Below are 14,101 nucleotides of genomic sequence, written 5' to 3'. Positions count from 1 at the left end.
CTTAAATGATTGGGGTTATAAAAAAGAAGCGATTAAAAACCGCTTCTTTTTTGTTTAGAGGTATTTGATTTTAGTTAAAGTCACATGACCCATTTATTAAAGTAGAGTATTCAAATAATTAATGAATTGATAAAATTTTGACAGCGTTTTTACTCGATTGTTATTTTTCTAATTCTAACATTACCTCTATCAGTGATATATAAATTGCCAAGCTGATCTATGGTCATTTGACGAGGACCATTAAAGTTTGCTGTTTTTGGGTCTCCATCTTTGTAACCACTTGTGCCATCTCCAGCGATTGTCGTAACTACTCCGTCTGGAGTCATTTTTCTAACAGCATTATTTCTAGAGTCTAGTATATAGAAGTCCCCCTCTGAGTTGATCTCAATATCTAGTGGTAAATTAAATTGAGCAGATGTTCCTTGACAGTCTTTGTAACCAGCATCTCCACTTCCAGCTACTGTAGATACTTCTCCATCCGGGCTAATTTTTCGGATTCTGTTATTCCCAATATCACATACATAAAGATTGCCATTGTCATCTATTGCAATTCCTCTTGGGTTGTTGAATTGAGCTTCAGAGACATTACCGTCCTTAAAGTCTTTAACATCACCACCTGCTATAGTACTTACTATTCCTTCAGTTGAAACTTTTCTAATCCTATTATTGAAATCGTTGTCACAGACATATAAATCTCCGTTTTGATCAAATGTAAGGGACGTAGGGAAATCAAATTCAGCAGTCAGTCGATCGTCGCTATCCTTATATCCTTCTGTGCCCATCACACCGGCAAACGTGCTTACTGTTCCATCTGGAGTGATTTTTCTAATCACATGATTAGATCCACCATCTCCAACGTATAGGTTTCCTTGTTGATCAATTTCTATACTAATGATATAAGAAAATTCAGCAACATTAGAAGCTCCATTGCTACTGCCTCTTGTTCCGCTACCAGAATAAGTAGATACTACTCCATCAGGTGTAATTTTTCGAACAACATAATTAAATAGGTCTGCCACGAATATGTTTCCATCATTATCAGCAACAATACCGTCGATAGAGTTGTTAAATTCGGCATTGGCAGCAGGACCATTGATGAAACCGCCATTCCCATTGCCAGCAAATGTGCTTACTGATACTACTTCCAGAACATTGGTGATGGTGATCGTAAAAGAAGCTTCATCTGTTAGATCATCTGCGCTTGCAGATACTTTACCAGTAATGCTCTGAACAGATTCGTAGTCAAATGCACTAGCGTCGGATACTATTAGGGCGCCATCTGAGTTAATACTTACTGCACCATTGACCGAAAGTTCAGTGATTTCAAAAGTCACATCTTCGGTTAAGTTTTCAGAACTAAAAGTGATTTTTCCGATTTCAGCTTCATTAGCAGGATTTTCTGGAAACTCTACTAATAGGTCGCTAATTTCTAGTGTTAGACTTATCTCCTCGTCTCCTTGATCTTGTTGTAGTTCCTCTTCTTCAGTCTCGGAGCCACCACACGAAAACATAGTTAATGTGGTTAGACATAGGAGTATTAATAGATATTTGATTTTCATAATTTTCGATTGATATGATAATTTTTCTTCTAAATGCTTAATTAGGATAGGTAGCAGGTTACACAAAATGTATGTCTATGTTGACTTATAGTTTCTTAGAAAAGTGGTTGGAAAGATGAACTGTGTAGATTATTTATCTAACACAGTTCATAATTTTTAGACTATATTATTTCTCAATCAAGATGGGGGCAAAACAACCTTTGGTTGGTAATTGTTCAGAGCTCAATCCAGAATTATCATCAAAACCGGTGCATGAAGTAACATTTATTGTATTCCATTTACTCAGGTCCTGTTTGAAAGCAATGGCGTTTTTAAACGTACTGCTCATATAAATTACCTTTCCCACTTCCCACTTACTAATGTCTTGGTTGAAAGCAGATGCATTTTCAAACATATATGATATGTTAGTTACATTGCTAACATCCCATTCACTAATATCCTGACTGAAAGTTGTTGCATAAGAAAACATGTATGGCATGCTAGTTACGCTGCTAATATCCCATTTACTAATATCCTGATTAAAAGCTTCCGCACCTCTAAACATGCTTGACATGCTGGTTACATTGCTAACATCCCATTTACTTATGTTCTGATTAAAAGCTATAGCTCCATCAAACATGCCTGACATGTCAATTATATTGCTAACATCCCATTTACTAATGTCCTGATTAAATGCTTTCGCACGGCTAAACAAGCTACCCATATTTTCGACTTTACTGACATCCCAATTGCTGATATCTCCATTGAATAGATATGCTTTTACAAACATTCTATACATGGATTTAACTCTGCTCAGGTCAGGTGCATCAGTTGCATTATATGTCAAGTTTGAGCAGTAAGCAAAAGCTTCTTCCATAGTTCTCCATTCAATGTCTCCCCATTGTTCTATAGTTAATAGCTTTTCAGAATTGGTATCGTCAGCACCGTTTAGTATGCCTGGAAAATGTCCTAGAATTTTGATCGTGTATTCACCAGCTATGCTATATGTGTGAGTTGCATCCTCTGTATGACTTGTTGTTTCACCATCGCCCCAATCCACAGTGTAGTTGTATTGGTAATCAGAATCATCTTCAGTTATTGAGAAAGATCGTTCAGTGCCCAAATGCGTATAGATAGATATATCTTCGCCTGCAGTGGTTGTTTTCCATTTTGTAATAAAAGGTATATCAACGATGTTTGTTAGTGTAATAGTAAAAGAAGCCTCGTCAGTCAATCCATCAGCACTTGCAGATACTTTACCAGTAATACTTTGAACAGACTCGTAGTCAAATGCAGTTGCATCTGCTACTAATAAGGTTCCGTCAGAGTTGATACTTACAGCTCCGCTAACAGATTGCTCAGAGATTTCAAAAGAAACAGCTTCAGTAAGATTCTCTGAACTAACCGTGATTTTTCCGATTTCGGCTTCATCTTCAGGGTTTTCTGGAAACTCTATTGATAAGTCGCTGATTTCAAGTGTTAGATTAATTTCATCTTCTTGCTCTTGTTCTTTTTCATCCTCATTTTGTTGTTCATCTATTGCAGTCTCGGAATCGTTGCATGAGAGTATTGAAAATGTGGTTAGACATAGGAGTATTAATAGATATTTGATTTTCATGATTTGTACTTTGATGATTTTTAATTGCAAAAATCTTAAGTAAATCACTCAAATGATAGTCCCCTAATTTGGTATTTTTTGGTTCAGATTCTTGATATCAAGCTTGAAAAGCTTCATAGAACTAATCGAAAACTCGGAGGGTGGAGATGGTAGTATTAGATATTACCTTTCACTCCTAGTGAGACTTTGTATAACTTCGCAGTTTGATATTCAAGGCCTAAGCATGCAGCAATACTATTTAAGTCTCGGGTCGAAAAAATTATTGTAAAAACAACAATGGCAAACACATCTAAAATTATTTACACTAAGACGGATGAAGCACCGGCTTTAGCTACTTACTCATTTCTTCCAATCGTGAAAGCATTTACTTCTGCCGCAGGAGTAGACGTAGAAACTAGGGATATTTCTTTAGCAGGTAGGATTATTGCTAATTTCCCAGACAACTTGACGGAAGATCAGAAAATCGGGGATGCACTTGCGGAGTTAGGAGAATTAGCTAAAACTCCTGAAGCCAATATCATTAAGTTGCCAAATATCTCAGCTTCTATTCCACAGTTACAGGCTGCAATAAAGGAACTACAAGGTCAAGGGTATAATCTTCCTGATTATCCAGAGGAGCCTAAGAATGAAGAAGAAAAAGAAGTCAAAGCTAGATATGCGAAGGTTTTAGGATCAGCGGTAAACCCAGTCTTAAGAGAAGGTAACTCTGACAGAAGAGCACCGAAAGCTGTAAAAACGTATGCTAAAAATAATCCTCATTCAATGGGAGCTTGGTCTTCAGACTCGAAGTCTCATGTAGCTAGTATGAGTGATAGTGATTTCTTTGGCAGTGAAAAGTCGACCACTATTTCTGGAGTCACAGAAGCTAAGATAGAGTTTGTAGGAGCTGATGGTACTTCGAAAGTATTGAAGCCATCTATTCCTCTAGAGGATAAAGAGATTATCGATTGTTCAGTAATGAACATGGCTGCATTGAAAAAATTCATAGCTGAGCAAATCGAAGATGCTAAAGCACAAGGAATACTTTTCTCGCTTCATATGAAAGCTACGATGATGAAGGTTTCTGACCCTATCATTTTCGGCGCTGTGGTATCTGTATTTTATAAGGAAGTGTTCGAAAAGTATGGTGAGTTGTTTGCTGAGCTAGGAGTAGATACCAACAATGGTTTGGGTGACGTCTACGCTAAGATTGCAGGACACGACAAAGAGGCAGAAGTAAAAGCTGCGATCGAGGCTGTGTATGAAAATGCTCCAGATTTGGCAATGGTGAATTCTGACAAAGGAATCACTAACCTTCATGTTCCTTCTGATGTTATTATTGATGCTTCTATGCCAGCTATGATCAGAACTTCCGGTCAGATGTGGAACAAAGAAGGTAATCAACAAGATACTAAAGCTGTAATTCCAGACAGAAGTTACGCAGGTGTATATCAAGCTGTAATCGAAGATTGTAAAGCAAATGGCGCTTACGATCCTGCTTCTATGGGATCTGTTCCTAACGTAGGATTGATGGCTAAGAAGGCTGAAGAATACGGTTCGCACGATAAGACTTTCCAAATGGAAGCTGCTGGTACTGTAAAAGTAGTAGATGCTTCAGGAGCGGTATTATTAGAGCAGTCAGTAGAAGCTGGAGACATTTTCAGAATGTGTCAAGTGAAAGATGCTCCTATCCAAGACTGGGTAAAACTTGCTGTTAACAGAGCTAAAGCAACTGGTGTTCCAGCTGTATTCTGGTTGAACGAAGAAAGAGCACACGATGCTGAGTTGATTAAGAAGGTAAATCAATACTTAGGAGATCATGATACAACTGGTCTTGAGCTATTGATTAAATCTCCAGTAGACGCGACTAAATTCTCTGTAGAGAGAATCAGAAAAGGTGAAGATACTATCTCTGTTACAGGAAATGTATTGAGAGATTACTTGACTGACTTATTCCCAATTTTGGAAGTTGGTACTTCTGCTAAAATGCTTTCAATAGTTCCATTGATGAATGGAGGAGGATTATTTGAAACGGGTGCTGGAGGGTCTGCTCCTAAGCACGTACAGCAGTTCGAATCTGAAGGATACTTAAGATGGGATTCTTTAGGTGAATTCATGGCATTAGTTCCTTCTTTAGAGCAAGTAGCAAGTTCAACAGATAACGCTAAGGCTCAGATTTTAGCTGAAGCACTTGATGAGGCTAACACTAAGTTCTTGGCGGAGAACAAATCTCCATCGAGAAGAGTAGGAGGAATTGACAACAGAGGTTCTCACTTCTATTTAGCACTTTACTGGGCACAAGAATTAGCGGGTCAGGATAAAGATGCAGACTTGAAAACGGCATTCGGTTCTTTGGCTGAGAAATTGACCGCTCAGGAAGCAAAGATCAACGAAGAGTTAATTGCTGCTCAAGGTACTCCTCAAGAAATCGGTGGATACTATCAGCCAGATTTTGAGAAAGCTTCCAAAGCTATGAGGCCTTCTGAAACATTGAACGCTGCTTTGGCTTCATTGAACTAAATATAATTTTATACTTCGGAACAGGTTTTCCCTGTTGAAGTCATTATATATAAAAAGCTCCTTTATCAGATAAAGGAGCTTTTTTATTCTATAAATATGAGTTCTTTCTAGACTTATATTAGAAATCTATAAACATCAGGTTTGAAACTGACGCTTATAGATTTTTAGATTGACAATAAGTTTATCAGAAGTTAAACTGTAGTCCAGCCATATAAACTCCACTAGTTTCGTCCATCCATCCAAGTTCCTTAGAAGAGTTGTCTAGCACATTTCGAGCGTTGACAAATACAGCATTATCCTTGTAGATTTTGTAACTCACTTTAGTATTAACTATTCCTTTAGGAGAAGTTCTATCTGTTCCGTATTGAGTTCTCATTACTTGTTCTGTAAAGAAATAAGTACTCACAAAAACACCAAGCTTATCTTGTAACCCTTTCCAGTCTAAGCTTGCTCCACCGTAGAAAGAAGGAGTAGCTTCATGGTCAACCTCATCCTTAGTAACATCAGGTCTGTTAGCAGAATAAGCAAGTACAGAAGGATAAGCATCGTATCCAGCACCTTCAAAGAAGGAAGTCTCAGTTACACCTAGTGCATTGTCTCCGTTAGTTTGAAGTCTTGCCCCAGCGTCTTGTGTCATTTGTCCGATGATCTCGTTAGTAGTCAAAGGATAGTAGTTCTTGAGTGTAGTTTGCTGATAAGTTCCATATGCCGTAATTACAAGATTCTCATTAGCTACCCATGAAACATTAGCTGTGACGCCCAATTGATGAGACTCAACTTCGATATTCTGATAAGCCATTTGTACGAACTCAGGAATTCCTGCTGCAGGTACTGGTCTTTCTATTTTGACAACTGAACCACTATTAGGATCAGTGAAGTTGAATTGCGTAGATTGAACTGCTGCGAAATTACCTACGACAGAGTCAGGAGATAAATAACCAAAGTCCCTAGCTATAGAATAGAAAGCCTCGATATCGATCTGGATGTTCTTTGTAGGTTTCATTCTGTAACCGATTTCAAAGTTGTCTAAGACGGCTAAATCTAAGTTTTCAGACCCTACGAATTTGATTGAGTTAGGGAAGCTTCGAGCTGTCCTGTCCCAATCATAATTAGAGTATGAGTCAACTGCGAATGGCGAGCGATTGGCTCTAGCATAGTTCGCTCTGAAGAAGTGAGCATTATCCAAGTTATAACTTGCCGTAAACTGAAATGGCAAATACACATCATCGTTGACATTGTACTTTTCAGCTCTTAGTGCACCAATGAATCTGAAATCATTAATTGAATAATCAGCTCTGAAACTTCCTGATACAGCATTGATTGTCCTCTTAGCATTAAGGTATCCATTACCGATTTCATCCAAATGCGGTTTGTCATTTTGCGAAGCTTGTTGATAATAGATCCCTGGGCGTAAGTTCAATCCTCCAAATTCAAAATCATATTCTGCTTGAGCATTGAAAACATCAAGATCCAGTTTGAATCCATCATCTCCTACGACTATATCTTGCCATCCAAAGTTGTAATTTGCCTGAAGTGAAAGGCCATAGATCTTAGTGTATAGATCAATGTAAGAAGTCTGACTATACCTCGTACTTAATGGAGTTACTTGATCACCATAGGTACTAGATATTACTTCAGAGTACTGTGAACCTAGAGACACTCTAGTATTGATGTCATCGGAATAGTCATAAAAAAGAAATCCGTTGACTCCGTATCGATCACGTGCCATCTCAGGTCTTTGATATTTAGCAGAGCCATCTCCATCTTTTGGGTTAACATATTTTAACCAAGGTAAAGACGGGTCTGGCAAGCTGAAGAGATCCTCAACCTTGTATAATTCCTCAGGGTTTAAAATACCTGAATACGCATCATAAAGCCCAGGAACAGTAGAGTTTCTAAACAAAGAATCAAGAGGGTCCAGCGCTAAAAGCTTATCAGTAGTACGATCCATATACTGATAGTTTCCAGATACTCTATAAGAGAGCTTATCATTGATAGCTTGACCAGTACTTAGATTAGCAATTTTGGTATTCAAACTACCGCCTTGGACATTTCCGTTGACTTCTAGTTTAGAGTTCTCAGGTCTTTTAGTAATAATGTTGATCACCCCTGTAGCGGCATTGGCACCGTACAAAGCACTTGCAGCACCTCTTACTATTTCGATTCTATCGATGTCGATGATGTCAACCGGTAATGTTTCCCAGAAAGTACCTCCATTGACATAGTTGTACACTTGACGACCGTCAATCATGACTAGAGTCATAGAATTTTCAGAATAAACAAAAAGATTGTTTGACGGAATATTGTCATTACCTCTGATGTGAATATCAAAATTACCAGTAGTTTTTTCTCTGACAATCATACCTGGTACTAGTCTAAAAGCTTCTTCTATATTTCTAGCACCTGAAGCCAAAATCTGTTCACCAGTAAGTACAGTAGTAGATAATGGAGCTTCAAAGCTACTTTCTGCTTTTTTAGAAGCAGCAGTTACATCTTTGTTAAGAAGTAGTTCGTAAAGCTCGTCCATCGAAACCCCCATTTTTTCTGCGAGTTTGAGAACATCTTCAAATGGCATTTCTAGCAAATGGTCATAATCCATTGCTAAAATGTCTTTGCGAGTTAATTTATTTACATCCTTCTGCTGTGCCGATACTTCGTTGAAAGAAAATACAAGCACTATAAAAATCAGGCTGTAAAAGATTTTTTGTTGAAAGTTCATTAAACCTTTGGATTAGTTGTTATTGTATTTGATTACCAAGTTTCAAGAGATGACCACTAACGTTCAGCGAGCGAGCTTTAATATTGGATTCACTGATTTCATAGGTAAGCTTGTTACCCTGTACTATCAGACTGATACTAGATCCTTTTCTTACTAAGCCAGCCCCTTCTGTGATGACTAGAGTATTTTTAGATTTAGTAGCGTTCAATACAGATTGCAGCTGAGATGATTTATTAGGGCTAATAATTACAATATGAGCCTGACCAATGTCGCTGATCGACTGGTATTCCTTGATTTTGATAGCCTGATCACCAACTTTACGAGTTTGTGCTAGTTGGCGCATCTCTCCAATCAGTGGAGTAGAACCTACGAAAGCTATTTCAAAATCAGACTTAGTCTTAGCCTCAGGCCAATCTATGTACTTAGTGAAATTGTAAATGAAAACGGTTTTGAGCTTTTCCGTTTGACCGAAAGAGTCTGTTGTACTAAACAGTATCCCAATCAGTAAAAGAGCTGTTATTTTCCTCATGTGATTGCTTTAAAAAGCGATTTCCTTAATAAATGAATGATGTTATTTCGAACGGGACAGATGGATGTTCTAATTCTAGCTCAAGATTACGAAATCTATTTGAAATTAAGAATATTCAGATAGTTAACGGTGTATGTAATTCGCTATCAAAGAGTAAGTTGTAGATGAATCATTTATTGCTCATCAGACAATAAATGATTCATTATGAATGGATATCAAGAGGTAGATAATTAGCGACAAGAGGAAAATAATAATTTAAGTCAAAGTAGAATTTTTTTTCGTCTACTTCAAGGTAAGCTCTGATGTGATCGAGTTTGTTAATTCTGACTGCACCATCAATTCTGCTTCTAAGTAATCTGCTAGTGAATTAAGATAGAATATTGCATCTCGCTTATTGTTCCTTTCTAGATTTCTTCTTTCTATAGGTAAAGTTTCTAATACTTCTGGATGAGAAAGATTTTCAATGGCCTTGATGTCTTCGAGAGAAAGTCCATTTGAGGTAAGTTGTGAGATGACTTCATCAAACGGCATTCCACTTGTCTCGCAGTAATCGGTGCACTGATCATTCCAGTCACCACGTCCTTGCATCGCGAGTTGATGAATTTCAGCAGCAGACTTTTGAGTTAATTCTTGAGCTACAAATCCACAGTTGCAATAGCCCATATGTCCCCATTGGTATTTATCAGATGCGTTGATTTTGATAGCTGCTTGACGAAGTGCGTTTATTAGTTTTTGATTTGCTCTAGCCATATTACTTACTTTTCTAATTCTGATTTTAGGGCTATACCCCTACAGGTTTGGTTTCTAGAAACTTGTATGAAATTACGCTATTCAGAAATGAAAGATTGATTTTTAATAATCAATACACAGCCGAAGTCTTTAGAAGACTTTCTCCAAACTCAATGTCGGTCAAATGCACAATCGAAAGACAATAGCCTGTTGAGTTTAGTGCTTTACTATTCGAGGAGAGTATATTTCAATAAGTGAGTGATGAAGAAGTGTAAGGAATAAATAGACTAGGATGTGATAGCAATAGATTCTTATCTGAAAAGAACGTCACGCTTATAAGCGATGACGACTTTCCAGATGGTCTTTTTATTAACAATGAATGATTAAGTGTATTACCTATAGACTCTGTGCCAGAGACGATAGTTTATTAGATGCAGTCATTCCTTTATAGGTCATTTTCGGTTCGTTGAAAATGTATTTAAGTTGTTTGTCCTCGGTATAGAGTACGAAGTCAGCTCCCTTATGAATGTGAGTTTTAGTGGCGCTGATTAAGAGTATACTCTTATTACCTATACTTCTAGCATAATCACGAAGGATATCAATATTCTCCTCAGTGATAAATACGATATCGCATTTATTAGCATCTTCAGGGGTAGTCAAAGGTAAGATGTTCAAGTTTTCCTTATTCTTGGCGAAAGAAGATAGGTTTTTGTAGACGCCGGCAGTTTCGAATACGCCAATGGTTCTACTGGATTGTTCGTTTGGCCAAATAATATATTCAGAAACTTTGTAAAGCAGTAGAGCTTTGTATTGGTCTAAATTTTGGCAGTACCCTGAATACCTACTGAACATGGTCAGTAGGAAAAATGACAGCAACAGAAACTTAAATCTGTTGGGTTGATTGATTATTCTCATGTGCTTGCATTAATTTTTCTCAATATCAAAGGTCTTGTATTCAAGGGGTTATATCTATAGAGAAAGATCGTAATTATGATTTTAGGACATTCTTGTAGAAAGTAATCAGTGAGGGATACAGCTGATATAAGAAAATTACCGACGTGATAAAATGAAAAAGGCTGACCCATTATGTGAGTCAGCCTTCAAAATCATCAAATCTTAGATTCTATTCAGGTGTCTTTTCATCTGGCCATTCTTGTTTGAATTTGATCCAGAAATCTGAGATAGTATTCTTCATGTCTTTGTGAAGTACGAGTATTCCGACAAGGTTAGGAATAGTCATCAATGCGATGGTCAAAGCAGAGAAAGTCCAGACTATAGTCGTGTCTACTATGGCTGCTAAGAAGAATGCAATGATGTATACAATTCGGAAATAGATCACTGATCCTGCCCCGAATAAGAAGGTCATCGCTCTATCTCCATAGTATGACCAAGAGATAGCGGTGCTAAAGGCAAACAACAATATCCCAATAGATACGATATATTGACCCCAGTCACCAAGGAACCCTCTTTTGAATGCCTCGATAGTAAGAGGAGCACTATGGACTAGAGACTTTCCTTTCAGTTCTATGTTGCCTTTAGGTTTACCGTTGACCACAGTAAGTGTTCCGGTGTATACTTCAGAGCCCTGATATACTTTGACTTCTTCTGCGATAGATCTCGCATGAAGTATACTAGGACTATTTTCAATGATACCATTATTGACAGTAAGGTCTCCTGAGTAGCTTGCTAGTGGTGTGTCACCAAAGTGGCCTTTTAGCTTAGCTAAGTCGTCACTATCTGATTCATTGTATTGATCAGCTAGTATGGTGATGTCGGTGATTTGGAAGTCATTTTGAATTTTTTCATTCCATACTCCACTGGAAAGAAGTACCAACCCAGTGATAGTACAAATCACAATTGTATCAATAAATGGTTCTAGAATAGCGACCAAACCTTCTGATACAGGTTCATCTCCTTTGGCAGCAGCGTGAGCAATAGGCGCACTACCTTGTCCCGCTTCATTGGAGAATAGGCCTCTACCGACACCTTTTTCTAGTGCAAACTTCAGTGTAGCACCTAAGAATCCACCCGATGCTGCTGATCCAGAGAATACTTGTGAGAAAATGGATATGAAAGAAGGGATTACGTTTTCAATATTATAAAAGATCACAGCAAAAGCGCCTATGAAATATATGACTGCCATAGAAGGAACTAACTTCTCCGTGACGGCAGCGATTCTTTTGATACCTCCGATGATCACAAGTCCTAATAATACCGCTAATACACCTCCAGTGATGTACTCACTGATATCGAAGGTTGCTTTCAGAGAACTAGCGATGGTGTTTACTTGTGGTAAACTTCCTGTTCCGAATGAAGAGAAAACTGTCGCTGCAGCGAATATGGCAGCTAGCCAACCTAAATTCATTTTGTTCTTCATGTAGTACATAGGTCCACCAGCCATTGTACCATCTGCAGTCTTTTCTCTGTATTTATGAGACAGCGTTACTTCGACAAACTTGGTACACATACCCACTGCCGCGGTCATGATCATCCAAAACAGCGCCGCAGGTCCTCCCAAATGAATGGCCAATGCTACTCCTGCAATATTACCAGTACCGACAGTACCAGACAGCGCTGTAGCCAAGGCTTGGAAGTGAGAAGTATCTCCTTCAGCATCCGCTTTGTCATATTTTCCTTTTAGGATTTTAATAGCGAACCCAAAGTATCGGACTTGTGGGAATTTGAGATAGATGGTGAAGAATAGACCCGTTCCAAGTAGCGCGTATGGAAACCAAGCAGCACTGCCGATAAAGCTATCGAGCCAGAGCATTGCGTCATTCAGTTGTTGCATAATGTTGTTAAGAAATAATGTTATTCATCAATGTTTGTAGGTTGCAGCCGACAAATCTAAGGAAACAGGGTACTTGATTTTGGAAGAATGTCGCTTATTTTATGAATGTGAAGGCATTAGATCATTTAAAAGAGTCTCTTCAAAGATTTTCCTTATTGGAAGATGAGGTATGGCAGGATTTTTCTTGCCATTGGGAAGCAATGGTTTTTTCAAAAGGAGAACACGTGACGGAGATGGGTAGTATAGAACGCTATTTTTATTTCGTTTACTCTGGAGTATTGAGAGGATATGCACTCAATGATGGTATGGACATTAGTTTTGGATTCACATATGATGGGGAGTTTTCAGGAGTGTATGATTCATTCTTGGACCAGAAACCCGCAGACTGGGGACTAGAAGCACTTCAGAAAACCGAAACGCTTAGAATCAGCTTCAAGTCCATGATGAAAATGTACGATGACCATAAATCTATAGAGCGCTGGGGTAGGGTTTTCAATGCCAAGATGCTAGTAGGAATGGGGCGTCGGCAGTTAGAAGTAAGAAACTTTTCGGCAGAGGAGCGTTTTGATAGACTCTACCGAGACAGCCCTCATATTTTTCAGCTGGTGCCACAAAAGCATCTAGCATCTTATCTCGGCATGACTCCAGAGACATTTAGTCGTCTGAGACGTCAAAGAATGGATGAAAAACGAAATTGATTTAGATCAATTTTGTTCACAAAACCTCTCTCTACATTTGAATAGAATTAATTATCTACTCAAATGAACAGACAGGAACTAATCGATCAACTCATCCAAGATACGCTTGAAGTCAAAGCTGCAGTTAAGGAATTTTCAGAACTTCCTCTGTCAGTACTTTCGAAACAACCAGCAGAGGATCATTGGAGCGTATTGCAGTGTGTAGAGCATCTCAATATTGCCGATGAACATTATTTACTTCAGTTTGAAGACAAACTACCCGCAGCTCCAAAATCTTCAATTGAAACTTTCAAATCTGGAATGCTGGGTAAGAAATTCATCAAAATGATCAAGCCAACAGAAAGTGGGGACATTCCTTCTCCTATGCAGACGTTCAAGAAATTTCGGCCTCAAGTAGATGTAAAAATGGATACGGTAGAAAAGTTCTTAGCTGATCAAGATCGGATAGTTGAATATTTGAAAGTCGCATCATCCCTAGATATCAATAAAAACAGAATCCCTTCAGCAATTGGGTCTATCATTATGTTCAAGTTGGGAGATGCCTTTGGTTTTCTCATCGGTCACAATCAACGTCATGTCCAGCAAATGCGAAATGTACTGAAGGAAATTAATGCCGACGTCGAGTTAGCATCATAGACAAGGTACCTCTATATGTAAACTAAGTACCTAAAAGGATCTCAATTGGAGGTCTAAGTATCAAACGGCTAGCTAAAACCTTCGGCTTTCATACTTAGAGGTACAAGCTTGGAGCAAAAAGCTCGAATCGCCGAGCTTTTACTATCAAGCGCGGACCAAAAAGGTTCCACGTCCGAGCTCTGACCTCCAATCGATAAGCTCAAAGGTTCAACGTTCCAGTTAAAAGGTGCAAGCTCGGATCTTTGAGGTCTATGGGGGTACCTCAGAGGTACCCTAATGTAGCTTTGAGGTGGGGGAGGGTACCTTCGAGGTACCCCATTGAGCGTATTAAAGTCCTTTTAACC

10 protein-coding genes are annotated in these 14,101 nt (G+C 38.5%); 3 read left to right on the top strand and 7 right to left on the bottom strand.

Annotation, left to right across the window (positions count from 1 at the left end; all coding sequences use genetic code 11):
• Positions 1 to 149 precede the first annotated feature (149 nt).
• Entirely contained in the window at positions 150 to 1,559 is a 1,410-nt protein-coding gene (locus tag DKG80_RS15820; RefSeq protein WP_109832337.1) for an NHL repeat-containing protein, read from the bottom strand.
• Positions 1,560 to 1,725: 166 nt separating this feature from the next.
• Positions 1,726 to 3,156 (bottom strand): BspA family leucine-rich repeat surface protein, encoded by a 1,431-nt coding sequence (locus DKG80_RS15815; RefSeq protein ID WP_109832336.1) that lies wholly within the window; start codon positions 3,154 to 3,156, stop codon positions 1,726 to 1,728.
• 276 nt (positions 3,157 to 3,432) lie between these two features.
• Between DKG80_RS15815 and DKG80_RS15810 the strand changes: the two genes are divergently transcribed.
• Positions 3,433 to 5,655 carry an NADP-dependent isocitrate dehydrogenase gene (locus tag DKG80_RS15810; RefSeq protein WP_109832335.1) on the top strand — a complete coding sequence of 741 codons (2,223 nt, stop codon included), beginning with the start codon at positions 3,433 to 3,435 and terminating at the stop codon, positions 5,653 to 5,655.
• 184 nt (positions 5,656 to 5,839) lie between these two features.
• Here the strand turns inward: DKG80_RS15810 and DKG80_RS15805 are convergent, their stop codons facing one another.
• The 5 genes from DKG80_RS15805 to DKG80_RS15785 form a co-directional block, all read right to left on the bottom strand.
• Positions 5,840 to 8,374, bottom strand: coding sequence for a TonB-dependent receptor plug domain-containing protein (locus DKG80_RS15805; protein WP_109832334.1), 2,535 nt, complete (start codon positions 8,372 to 8,374; stop codon positions 5,840 to 5,842).
• Positions 8,375 to 8,393: 19 nt separating this feature from the next.
• Positions 8,394 to 8,903 carry a YfiR family protein gene (locus tag DKG80_RS15800; RefSeq protein ID WP_109832333.1) on the bottom strand — a complete coding sequence of 170 codons (510 nt, stop codon included), beginning with the start codon at positions 8,901 to 8,903 and terminating at the stop codon, positions 8,394 to 8,396.
• Positions 8,904 to 9,185: 282 nt separating this feature from the next.
• A complete protein-coding gene (locus tag DKG80_RS15795; RefSeq protein WP_109832332.1) occupies positions 9,186 to 9,653 on the bottom strand; it encodes a hypothetical protein in 468 nt (155 codons plus the stop codon).
• A gap of 375 nt (positions 9,654 to 10,028) precedes the next feature.
• On the bottom strand, positions 10,029 to 10,547 hold the full coding sequence (locus DKG80_RS15790; RefSeq protein WP_109832331.1) for a YfiR family protein: 519 nt from the start codon (positions 10,545 to 10,547) through the stop codon (positions 10,029 to 10,031).
• A gap of 208 nt (positions 10,548 to 10,755) precedes the next feature.
• Positions 10,756 to 12,423, bottom strand: coding sequence for an alanine/glycine:cation symporter family protein (locus tag DKG80_RS15785; protein ID WP_109832330.1), 1,668 nt, complete (start codon positions 12,421 to 12,423; stop codon positions 10,756 to 10,758).
• Positions 12,424 to 12,530: 107 nt separating this feature from the next.
• On the opposite strand from DKG80_RS15785, the gene DKG80_RS15780 reads away from it, so the two are divergent.
• Both DKG80_RS15780 and DKG80_RS15775 read left to right on the top strand, forming a co-directional pair.
• Positions 12,531 to 13,121 carry a Crp/Fnr family transcriptional regulator gene (locus DKG80_RS15780; protein WP_245907020.1) on the top strand — a complete coding sequence of 197 codons (591 nt, stop codon included), beginning with the start codon at positions 12,531 to 12,533 and terminating at the stop codon, positions 13,119 to 13,121.
• 63 nt (positions 13,122 to 13,184) lie between these two features.
• Positions 13,185 to 13,757, top strand: a complete 573-nt coding sequence (locus DKG80_RS15775) for a DinB family protein (protein ID WP_109832328.1) — start codon at positions 13,185 to 13,187, stop codon at positions 13,755 to 13,757.
• Positions 13,758 to 14,101 lie beyond the last annotated feature (344 nt).

Origin of the sequence: Reichenbachiella versicolor, from assembly GCF_003171675.1 — a bacterium.
Lineage (GTDB): Bacteria > Bacteroidota > Bacteroidia > Cytophagales > Cyclobacteriaceae > Reichenbachiella > Reichenbachiella versicolor.
The sequence above is the reverse complement of the archived record's forward strand: the minus strand, read 5'-3'. Positions and strand labels throughout refer to the sequence as shown.

What these genes read in the sequence shown, in the direction of transcription:
- DKG80_RS15820 (WP_109832337.1), bottom strand. Translation starts at nt 1,559, where the DNA reads ATGAAAATCAAATATCTATTAATACTCCTATGTCTAACCACATTAACT.
- DKG80_RS15815 (WP_109832336.1), bottom strand. Translation starts at nt 3,156, where the DNA reads ATGAAAATCAAATATCTATTAATACTCCTATGTCTAACCACATTTTCA.
- DKG80_RS15810 (WP_109832335.1), top strand. Translation starts at nt 3,433, where the DNA reads ATGGCAAACACATCTAAAATTATTTACACTAAGACGGATGAAGCACCG.
- DKG80_RS15805 (WP_109832334.1), bottom strand. Translation starts at nt 8,374, where the DNA reads ATGAACTTTCAACAAAAAATCTTTTACAGCCTGATTTTTATAGTGCTT.
- DKG80_RS15800 (WP_109832333.1), bottom strand. Translation starts at nt 8,903, where the DNA reads ATGAGGAAAATAACAGCTCTTTTACTGATTGGGATACTGTTTAGTACA.
- DKG80_RS15795 (WP_109832332.1), bottom strand. Translation starts at nt 9,653, where the DNA reads ATGGCTAGAGCAAATCAAAAACTAATAAACGCACTTCGTCAAGCAGCT.
- DKG80_RS15790 (WP_109832331.1), bottom strand. Translation starts at nt 10,547, where the DNA reads ATGAGAATAATCAATCAACCCAACAGATTTAAGTTTCTGTTGCTGTCA.
- DKG80_RS15785 (WP_109832330.1), bottom strand. Translation starts at nt 12,423, where the DNA reads ATGCAACAACTGAATGACGCAATGCTCTGGCTCGATAGCTTTATCGGC.
- DKG80_RS15775 (WP_109832328.1), top strand. Translation starts at nt 13,185, where the DNA reads ATGAACAGACAGGAACTAATCGATCAACTCATCCAAGATACGCTTGAA.